Here is an 8,557-nt window from a genome sequence, read left to right as displayed (position 1 = left end):
GGGCCGCGACGGCCCGTGCTGCGTCGGTCTCGGTGAAGACGCCGGGTGCCTGTGGGTCGATCCCGGACGCCGCCCACAGTGCGCGGGCGTCCGCGGCCCGGTGCTCCTGCAGGACGACCAGCGGTAAGCCGACACCCGGGGTTGCGGCTCAACAGACGCACTCCGCGCAGCCGCGGTCGATGGAGGCCGCGAGCAGGCAGGCCGCGCCCGTCATTGCGGTGGCCATAGCAGGTGGTGCAGCAGTTCCCCCAGCAAAGCGCCTTACGGTGTAGGCCGGTCGGGCCGCTCGGGCTCCTCCTGTTGCCCTGCGGCATCGCATTCAGGGCCAGGGCCCCCGCTGTCGCCCTCGTTCTGCCGGACGCGCTCGATGTGTTCGGTGTTCTTCTCGTCGACCTCGTCCTTGAGATGCTCAAGGTTCTTGGACTTCCGGTGGGCCTGCTCACGGTCGAACTCGGACAACGCGGGTGCCTTCCTCGAGTGTGCGGCAAATTGCTGCCGGGTGGATGTGCGGTCAGTCGGGCCAGGTGCCGGTCAGGCGGCTGGTGTCGAGTGCCCCGCTGCGATCGACCGCGGCCTTGACCAGGGCGAAGACCGCGCCCTGCAGGGCGGCGGCCGTCAGCACCTCTGTCCAGCTGCGGTCCTCGTCGGTGGCCTGGGATGCCTCTCCCCCGTGGCCGAGCAGGGCCCACAGGCGCTTGAAGACTGCGCCCGCGACGACGCCGTCAAGGGCACCGAACAGCAGTCCGAGCGGTTTGTAGAAGGTTTTGATCATCACGGCTTCCCGTTTCGTGACCACGTGGGCTGGCGATTGCTGTGGCGCCGGTCCGAAAAGGGCGCGGTCAGCCGCTTCCACGGAGGCAGGCCATCGGGAGGGTCAGGAAGCAAGGAGGTCGGTGAGGTCGTCGGCGTGCTCCTCCTCCTCTTCGAGGATGGACTCGATGAGACGCCGGGTGGTGGGGTCGTGGTCGCCGAGCCAGCGGGCGATCTCCTGGTAGGTGGAGATGACGATCCGCTCGGCCAGCAGGTTGTGCTCCAGCATCGCCTTCAGGTCCTGCTCGTCCGGCGCGGTGTAGTCGGTGTGCGCGCGCTGGACGAGGGTGGCGGGGTCGAAGTCGGGTTCGCCGCCGAGCTGGGCGATCCGCTCGGCGGCCCGCAAGGCGTGCTGCATCTCCTCAGCGGCGTGCTCGGTGAACTCGGCCGCCACCTGGGCACGATCGATGCCGGTGGCAGAGATCGCGTGCCGCGTGTAGCGCAGCCAGCACACCACCTCGGTGGCGACCACGTCGTTCAGCACCGCGATCACCTTCTCGGCGTCCAGACCGTAGGTGCTCGTCACTGCGCCCTCGGCCATCCTCTGCCGGGCCTCGTCCCGGATCCGGCTCACGTCGATCACGAAGTCGTCGCCTGCCACGCTGTGCTCCCAACGGTCGGGGGAAGGACGGTCCGCACACGTCTTCCCGACCGCCGGAGACGTCATGCCGGATTGCTGCCCACACCACCAGTTCGCACCGGAACCGGCGTGATGTCGACGCGGCCGCCCTGGCTCGACGCGGTCACGGTCAGCCGGCGTCGGACAGGCGCACCTGAAGGTTGCCGTCGCCGTCCGTCCGGGTGGCGAAGGACGGCTGCGGGGCGGTGGCCGGGCCGCCCACGTTCCAGCCGTCAGCGAGGCGGAAGACGCTGCCGTGCCAGGGACAGGTCACGCAGCCGTCTGCGACCTCGCCCTGCGACAGGGGGCCGGAGAAGTGGCTGCAGCGGTCGGCCAGGACGTGGAAGACGTCGTCGGATTCGCGCACCACGAGTACCGGCACCTCACCGATCATCCGGCGCTCTGCCTCGCCCGTGGCAAAGTCCTCGACGCGCCCGAGGATGTGCCAGCCGGGCTCCACCAGATGGGGGACGGGCTCAGCCTTGTTCGCACCTGCAGCCTGCCGGTAGGCCAGGTGGCCACCGATCGCGGCCCCGGCGCAGACCGCCGCCAGTCCGACGAAGCCAAGCGCACGCCCCAGCCCGCCCCGGCCGCGTGAGCGGGCGGCCCATGACGCGCCGTACAGACCCACCGCGGCGGAGATCGAGGTGGCGTGCAGCAGACCGGTCCGCATCTGCTGCTCGTGCTGCTCGGCCCAGTCCACCCAGCCGGTCCACGCCGCCGGGGCGGCGGTGACGACGCCGACCGCGACCAGCAGGCGGGCGGCGCGCTCCGAGCCGGGCACGAGGTCGAGGACGCCCGCCGAGATCCACGCACCGACTGGAACCTGGACCACGGCCGGATGCAGCGGGTGGCCCAGGGGACGACCGTGCAGCACGCCGCGTAGCCGTCCCAGCGGCAGGCTCTGGACGATGTGCTTCAGCGGCTCGGTGATCGCGTCGAGCTCTTCGCAGGCACCGACGGCGTCAAGCAGCTTCAGAGTCCGGATGCCGATGCCGTCGTCGCCCTCTGAACGGGCGGCGGCGGCGAGACGGGCGGTTCCCTTGGGGATCACGTTGCTCCCTTTCCTGAGTTGGCGTTCGGGCCGGGTCGGACGTCTTACCAGTCGCCGACGGGTGCGGCTCGCGTAGTGCTCCTGCGCGGGAGGTCAGCCGATCAATGCGTCGAGGTCGCGAAGGAAGTCGCCGAACCCGCCGCGAGCTCGGGGATCGCGCCGCGCTGAGGTGGTGACGGGACTTCGGCTGGTGCGTTTGACGCGGAAGCCGGCGGCTTCCAGGGCGCCGACCAGCGCCCTGTCCTCGCCCACGCGCAGCGGTTGGAAGCCGCCGGCTGCGCGGTAGGCGTCGGCCCGCACGGCGAGGTTCGCCCCGTGGACGTGCCGGTGCCCGTCGGCCTGCTCCTCCTGCTGGTAGCGCAGTCGAAAGGCCGTGGCGGTGCGGTCCGGATGACCGCTCCAGTCAGCGACGCGCACGGTGCCCACGACGGCCTCCCAGCCGCAGGCCGCGTGCGTGACCTGGTGTGCGAGCCAGTCGGCCGGGACGCGGGAGTCCGCGTCGGTGTGCGCCAGCCACACACTGTCCGGTGTCAGGCCCGGCCGTGCGGACAGGGCGGTGTCCAGAGCATGGCGGCTGCCCGCCGCGCGGGCCGCCCCTACGTTTCCCGCGGTCAGTTCCAGCAGCTGCGCGCCGTGGCCGCGCGCGATCGCGGCGGTTGCGTCCCGGCAGGCGTCGGCCACCACGATCACTCGGCACGGCAGGTCCCGCACCCGCGGATGCCGGGCGGCGCGGCACAGCGCGTCCAGGCAGTCGGCCAGCAGCTCCTCTTCGTCGCGGGCCGGGACGACGACGGCCAGGGCGTGGATCACGTCAGCCCCTCGGTGGCGGCCACCGACAGGCGCTCCGCCGGGGTGCCGGGCTGATGCGGACGGGTGAGCACGTCGAGGAGGAAGTCCGGCTCGCGGTGGGCGGCGATCCGCACCAGGGCCGGATGACCGCGAACCTGCTGATGAACGGCCTCGGCGCTTCGGGCGTGGTGGGCGACCGGGTGGCGCCAGTGGACGAGTGCCAGGGTTCCGCCCGGCTCCAGGGACTGCACCGTACGGTCCAGCAGGTCGGCGGTGTCGCCGACGGTGAAGTAGTACAGCAGCTCGGAGAGGACGACAAGGTCGAAGGTCCCTTGTGGCCAGTCGTCGGGCAGCAGGCGCCGCTCCACGCGCACGTGCGGTAGGTGCGCGAGGCGGGCGCGGGCCTGGTCGAGGGCGCGTTCTTCCCGGTCGCAGGAGAGCAGGGCCCGGCAGCGGCCGGCGAGCAGGCCGGACAGCACGCCGACCGAGCAGCCGGGCTCGAAGGCGCTGCGGTAGGCCGGCTTGGGCAGGGCAGCGAGCGTCAGGGCGTACTTGCGCTGCTCGTACCAGCGATCCGCGAGCTGCCAGGGGTCGGCGTGGTCGGCGTACATGCGGGTGAAGTAGTCCCCCGGCGTGCCGGCTACCTCGTTCGCGGCGGTGTCGTGTCGGGAGGTGGTCATCGCCAGATCACCTCGAAGTCGCGGCGGAAGTAGGCGAGTTCGGCCGGCGGCAGGATCGCCGCGTCCCCGGGCCGGTCGCCGAGCGGCTCGATCTGGCTGTGAAAACACGCCAGGGCCGCGCGCTTGCGCTCCAGCGCGGCGAACGGCAATGGGAGGCGGGCGGCGCGGTGCCACGGCAGCCGTCCGTCGCCAGGCGCTGCCCAGTGCCAGGCCCAGACCGGGTACTCCCACACAGCCACGCCCCGCGCTGCGCCGGCAGCGAGGGCGGCACGCCCTGCCGCCTCGTGGTCCGGGTGGAGGTCCTGGCTGAACGGCGCCACGCACAGGTCACAGTCCCTGAGCAGCTCGGCCAGCCGGCTGGACAGCTCCTGCTCATGCCGGGTGACCTTGCCGTCGGGCATGCCCAGCGCCACGCTCTGCACGTCGGCGGCGCCCAGGCGGGCCAGGGCCTCGCGCAGTTCCCGTGTGCGGATGGCGGCCAGGTTGCGGGCCGCAGCGGTGTTGCTGTGCGGGTGGGACGCCTCGCCGTCGGTGACGGACACCAGGCGCACCCGGATGCCGGCTGCCGCGAGGACGGCGATCGTGCCGCCGAAGCCGAGGACCTCGTCGTCCGGGTGGGCTGCCACGACCAGGACTCTGGGCGGACGGTCCCGCGGAGCCGGCAGGCAGGCGAGCGGGGCGACGCCGGGAAGGCTGCGAAGTGCTGGCCAGGTCTGCCAGTCCTCTTCGGGCGTCCCGGCCTGCTGGATGGGGTCAGCCGGGGGCTGCTGCTCCGGGTCGACAGCGGTCGGTGGCGGGGCCGGGCGGCTCGTCACGTGTCCTCCCATTCCAGGCGGCCGGCGCAGGCAGCCCTGCCGAGAGCGGCGAGGTCACGCTCGCCGTGGTGTTGGCGCAGGTACACGGTCAGGTCCGCGACGGCGCGCGCATGAACGGCGTCATGGCCCAGCGGGGCCGCACCCAGCGCCCGGCCGACTCGGGCCAGGACATCACCGGCGGCGTTCTCGACGGCGGCACGCACGCGCATCGTGCGAAGGCGTGCGACGCTGTCCGTGTCGAGGGGGTCGGCGTCGACAGCGGCAGCGGCACCGTCCAGCAGCGCGTCGACGGTGGCCAGATGGGCGTCGACGGCGCCAAGGTGCGCCAGGGCGTGCGGGTCCAGCTCCCACATGCGCGAGGCGGCCAGCAGCGTGCGGGCGACCGCGCGGGCACCGCCGTGCCAGCAGGCGGCGACGCCGATCCCGCCGTGCTGGAAGCCGGGGCGTTCCAGGTAGGCGCCCGGCTCGCCGAGCGGGGTGGCCCGGACAGCGTCGAGGTTCACGTCCAGGGTGTCGCTGCCCGCCATGCCGGGGCCGGGCCAGGTGTCCGGCAGCGGGGCGAGGCCGGGCTGCGCGACCTCGACGGCGAACAGGCGCCGGTGTTCTCCTTCGCGGGCGGTCACGAGCGCGTGCGTGCACACCCGGGCGCCCGAGCAGAAGGGTTTGACGCCGAAGAGCCGCCATCCTCCCGGTGCTCGGCGTGCCTCCAGGGTGTAGCCGGGCGGTTCGGCAGCCCACACCCCCCAGCGGGCGCCGTCCGCAGCCGTCGGCAGGTCCTCCGTTCCCGGTATGTCGAGTTCGGCGAGGATCGCGACGGCGTCCGTGTGGCCCTCGGCGAGCCGGGCCAGGGAGAGGTCCCGTTGGGCCCAGCGGGTGAGTGCCTCCCAGCGGGCGCGGGTCCGCCCTGCGCCGGGCAGGGGCAGGTCCAGCTCGCCGCAGGCCGCCATCCGTGTGAACGCCTCGGCGATGCTGCGGCGGTGGCCCTCCAATTCGGAACGGGGTTCGGCGGCCTCGCTCATGCCGCTCAGCCCACCGACTCCCACCTCCATGGCGCTCATCGGCCGTCGGCCCTGCCGGCCTTGCGGGGATCAAACTGGCGCGGTAGCGGCGCAGGCCACGGCGGCAGGGTGGAGGGTCGGAAAGACGATCCAGCGATCACGTCGGACTCCTCAACGTTGTGCTGGGCGCGGGTACAGAAGGCGCTCGGCATCGCTTCGACTCTGCACCGCACGCCGGGCCTGCGCATGCCCAGAGCAGTCCGTGTGCCACGGCGCGAGGGCACCCTGCCGGGGCCGGGACCGGGCGTCTACCAGCGGTACCAGCGACCGCGGCTGCCCGAACTGCTCGAGCCCCGCGCGACGAACCCGATCAGCCACAGGACGAATACGACGATCGCGACCCACCAGAGGATGTTCAGCGCGAATCCCGCACCGAAGAGGAGCAGGGCCAGCAGCAGAACAAGTAGGAGAGGAACCATCGTTTCGACCTCCGTGGTCAGCAGGCTCGGTGTTGGAACACCGTCTGCCCCCGCCGTCCCGATCCACTCACCCCTGTGTGCGCCGTCCGCGGCGGCACCCCTGTCGGCTCGGCTCCTCTTCACGTTGGGGCAGTCGGCATCCCGGTCAGCCACTTGCTGCGACCCGCCCTGGAGGTCACAGGGCAGACGGCGGAACGGTGCCCCGGCCGGACCGGGCGCCGTTGCGGGTGAGGACCTCGGCGCTGACCGCCTGGTGCCAGCCGTTCAGTGTGCGGCTCTGTTCGGCTGCCCGCCGGGCGAGGCGGCCCAGGTCGTCCAGGTCGAGGCGGGGGTCGTCGGCGGCGATGGCGCGCAGCGCCTGCCACAGTGCGGTCTTGCCTTCGACGCCGGTGCGCATGGCCTCCAGTTCGATCAGGTCGCTCAGCGGGGAACGGCTCGCCAGGGTCCCATTGGGCTTGAGGCGCGCGATCCGTTCACCCGCCAGGCCCAGCCAGGTGCGGTAGTGGCGCACGGGTACGGCGAGGCTGTTCATGATCCGCACCAGATCGTCGCGGTCCTGCTCCACGTCGCGGGCCAAGCGGCGCAGGTCGGCCGCGCGGTGGCTGTCCGGGTGGGTGTCGGCCATGCGGCGGGCGAGCGCGGCGCCACCGAACGCACCGGTCAGGTGGTCGTTCAGGTAGACGCTGATGGGTTCCGCCAGGAGTTGGGGAGACATCGCCTGTCCTCCGAGAGAATGGCCCGCAGCAACGTGGCCGGGGCGGGCAGCGGTCGCCGGGGGTGCACGGCGTGGAGGTCCTCTTCCATGGTGCACTGCGCCGCTGACGGGTGCCGTCCGGCGCGCTCGCCTGACGTGTGCGGGGCGCGCGAGGCCCGGTCGGGCGGGAGGCGGGCGATGGCTCGCGGACGTACTTTGCTGACATGACCACAGACGAGACGGCTGTGCCCGGCATCGGGGCGCACGGGCGGGACGAGGTGTTGGAGGCGATCAAGGGGGTCAACCGGCGGCCTTCCCCGTGCACCGGTTTCGAGCGCGGCGTGCTGGCGTCCTACCAGTGGGCCGCCGGAATTCAGCCCGAAGCGCCCCTGACCGCTGTCGCGTCACCCGGGAGCTTGGGGCCCTGCCACCATCAACTCCTCGCCGAGTGCCGGAGCTCCGCCGTGAAGCTGCGCACGGCTCTGCGCGATGGCACCGACGCCCACTACGTCCTCGGCTCCTACCAGGCGCTCGCCTGGCTCTGCGGTCTCCACGACGACCGGCCGTGAGGCGCCGGGGCCGCTCGCCGATCCGCGTCCTGGCATCGCGTCGAGGGGGCAGCCGCCGGCCGTCCTGTCCACCAGGGGTGGACAGGACGGCAGCAGAGGCCCGCACCCGTACGCCCGGTGGCTTCCAGCAACGCGCCCTCGACCCGTCCCTCGAAGCCGGCAACGGGCATCGGAGCCCTCGGCCATCGCTCCCAGATCCGAGGGAAGAAGCAGCATCATGGGTCGATTCGAGTCCTTCACCGCCTTGGTGGACTACCCGGTGTGTGTCGTCACCGCGGTGGCCGGATAGGAACGCGCGGGGTGCCTGGTCGGCTTCGCCAGCCAGTACTCGATTCAGCCACTGCGGTTCGCCGCGTGGAAGAACGCACTACCCTTGCACCTTGTTCCCGACCTGCGGAAACGGTCTCAAATGCAAGGGGCCACGACGTATTGGAGGCCCCTTCCAGCGAGAGCCCAGGGCATCGTCTTGCGACCCGGGCGACGCCAGCAACACCGAACACGCCTACGTCACCACTTGGGACGGCAACCGCTGGAGCACCCAGCAGATCGACGAGCCCCCTGGCACCACCAGCACCCTCCTTACCGCACTGTCCTGCCCGTCAACCACCCATTGCACCGCGATCGGCTTCACCGTGACCGGCCCGAACCTGACCGCCCTGACCGAGACCTCGGACGAAACCGGCTGGCACCTCCTCACCCCAGCCACCACCAACAGCCCCACCACTACGATCACCGACATCTCCTGCGCCACCCCCGCCAGGTGCCTGGGCATCGGCAGCACCACAACCGACAGGCACACCCGCTCCGCAGCCGAGATCCTGAACGCCGCTGCCTGGACCACCGACACACAGCTCGACGCGCCGGGCACCCGAACCGGCTACTTCACCACCGTCTCCTGCTCCCAGCCCGCCGACTGCACGGCCATCGGCACAGCGCTGCCCAGCACCACCATCGCCATGGCCCAGCACTGGGACGGACACCACTGGACCCAACAGCCACTGCCCATGCCTGCAGCCCCGTAGAACACCGATGACCGCGGCGGGCAGCAGC

General features: G+C 72.0%; 12 protein-coding genes. 2 read left to right on the top strand and 10 right to left on the bottom strand.

What is annotated here, in order from left to right:
- Positions 1–261: 261 nt before the first annotated feature.
- The 10 genes from ACIQVZ_RS41850 to ACIQVZ_RS41805 all read right to left on the bottom strand — a co-directional run bounded on the left by ACIQVZ_RS41850 (position 262) and on the right by ACIQVZ_RS41805 (position 6,959).
- On the bottom strand, positions 262–459 hold the full coding sequence (locus ACIQVZ_RS41850; protein WP_402458257.1) for a hypothetical protein: 198 nt from the start codon (positions 457–459) through the stop codon (positions 262–264).
- A gap of 52 nt (positions 460–511) precedes the next feature.
- The gene (locus tag ACIQVZ_RS41845) at positions 512–772 is read right to left on the bottom strand and encodes a DUF4235 domain-containing protein (protein WP_402458254.1); all 261 of its coding nucleotides are present in this window, start codon (positions 770–772) and stop codon (positions 512–514) included.
- A gap of 102 nt (positions 773–874) precedes the next feature.
- A complete protein-coding gene (locus ACIQVZ_RS41840) occupies positions 875–1,351 on the bottom strand; it encodes a ferritin-like domain-containing protein (protein WP_402458263.1) in 477 nt (158 codons plus the stop codon).
- Positions 1,352–1,559: 208 nt separating this feature from the next.
- Complete coding sequence (locus ACIQVZ_RS41835; protein ID WP_402458260.1) at positions 1,560–2,423, bottom strand: Rieske 2Fe-2S domain-containing protein; 864 nt, start codon at positions 2,421–2,423, stop codon at positions 1,560–1,562.
- A 153-nt stretch (positions 2,424–2,576) separates the two neighbouring features.
- Positions 2,577–3,293 carry a glycosyltransferase gene (locus tag ACIQVZ_RS41830; RefSeq protein ID WP_402458251.1) on the bottom strand — a complete coding sequence of 239 codons (717 nt, stop codon included), beginning with the start codon at positions 3,291–3,293 and terminating at the stop codon, positions 2,577–2,579.
- On the bottom strand, positions 3,290–3,952 hold the full coding sequence (locus tag ACIQVZ_RS41825) for a class I SAM-dependent DNA methyltransferase (protein WP_402458248.1): 663 nt from the start codon (positions 3,950–3,952) through the stop codon (positions 3,290–3,292). Before ACIQVZ_RS41825 ends, ACIQVZ_RS41830 begins: the two co-directional genes overlap by 4 nt.
- Entirely contained in the window at positions 3,949–4,767 is an 819-nt protein-coding gene (locus ACIQVZ_RS41820; RefSeq protein WP_402458246.1) for a PIG-L deacetylase family protein, read from the bottom strand. Before ACIQVZ_RS41820 ends, ACIQVZ_RS41825 begins: the two co-directional genes overlap by 4 nt.
- Entirely contained in the window at positions 4,764–5,786 is a 1,023-nt protein-coding gene (locus tag ACIQVZ_RS41815; RefSeq protein WP_402458243.1) for an acyl-CoA dehydrogenase, read from the bottom strand. The genes ACIQVZ_RS41820 and ACIQVZ_RS41815 overlap by 4 nt, the downstream gene beginning before the upstream one ends.
- Before the next feature lie 287 nt (positions 5,787–6,073).
- Positions 6,074–6,244: a hydrophobic protein gene (locus ACIQVZ_RS41810; RefSeq protein ID WP_402458241.1), complete on the bottom strand. Its 171-nt coding sequence runs from the start codon at positions 6,242–6,244 to the stop codon at positions 6,074–6,076.
- Positions 6,245–6,419: 175 nt separating this feature from the next.
- The gene (locus ACIQVZ_RS41805) at positions 6,420–6,959 is read right to left on the bottom strand and encodes a hypothetical protein (RefSeq protein WP_402458238.1); all 540 of its coding nucleotides are present in this window, start codon (positions 6,957–6,959) and stop codon (positions 6,420–6,422) included.
- A gap of 203 nt (positions 6,960–7,162) precedes the next feature.
- Between ACIQVZ_RS41805 and ACIQVZ_RS41800 the strand changes: the two genes are divergently transcribed.
- Positions 7,163–7,507 (top strand): hypothetical protein, encoded by a 345-nt coding sequence (locus tag ACIQVZ_RS41800; protein ID WP_402458236.1) that lies wholly within the window; start codon positions 7,163–7,165, stop codon positions 7,505–7,507.
- Positions 7,508–7,887: 380 nt separating this feature from the next.
- Entirely contained in the window at positions 7,888–8,529 is a 642-nt protein-coding gene (locus ACIQVZ_RS41795) for a hypothetical protein (protein WP_402458234.1), read from the top strand.
- Positions 8,530–8,557 lie beyond the last annotated feature (28 nt).

The sequence above is a fragment of the Kitasatospora sp. NPDC098663 genome, assembly GCF_044760075.1.
GTDB lineage: Bacteria > Actinomycetota > Actinomycetes > Streptomycetales > Streptomycetaceae > Kitasatospora.
Note: the sequence above shows the minus strand (reverse complement) of the source record. Positions and strands in the feature narration are given on the sequence as shown.

What these genes read in the sequence shown, in the direction of transcription:
- ACIQVZ_RS41815 (WP_402458243.1), bottom strand. Translation starts at nt 5,786, where the DNA reads ATGAGCGAGGCCGCCGAACCCCGTTCCGAATTGGAGGGCCACCGCCGC.
- ACIQVZ_RS41845 (WP_402458254.1), bottom strand. Translation starts at nt 772, where the DNA reads ATGATCAAAACCTTCTACAAACCGCTCGGACTGCTGTTCGGTGCCCTT.
- ACIQVZ_RS41805 (WP_402458238.1), bottom strand. Translation starts at nt 6,959, where the DNA reads ATGTCTCCCCAACTCCTGGCGGAACCCATCAGCGTCTACCTGAACGAC.
- ACIQVZ_RS41800 (WP_402458236.1), top strand. Translation starts at nt 7,163, where the DNA reads ATGACCACAGACGAGACGGCTGTGCCCGGCATCGGGGCGCACGGGCGG.
- ACIQVZ_RS41825 (WP_402458248.1), bottom strand. Translation starts at nt 3,952, where the DNA reads ATGACCACCTCCCGACACGACACCGCCGCGAACGAGGTAGCCGGCACG.
- ACIQVZ_RS41840 (WP_402458263.1), bottom strand. Translation starts at nt 1,351, where the DNA reads ATGGCCGAGGGCGCAGTGACGAGCACCTACGGTCTGGACGCCGAGAAG.
- ACIQVZ_RS41810 (WP_402458241.1), bottom strand. Translation starts at nt 6,244, where the DNA reads ATGGTTCCTCTCCTACTTGTTCTGCTGCTGGCCCTGCTCCTCTTCGGT.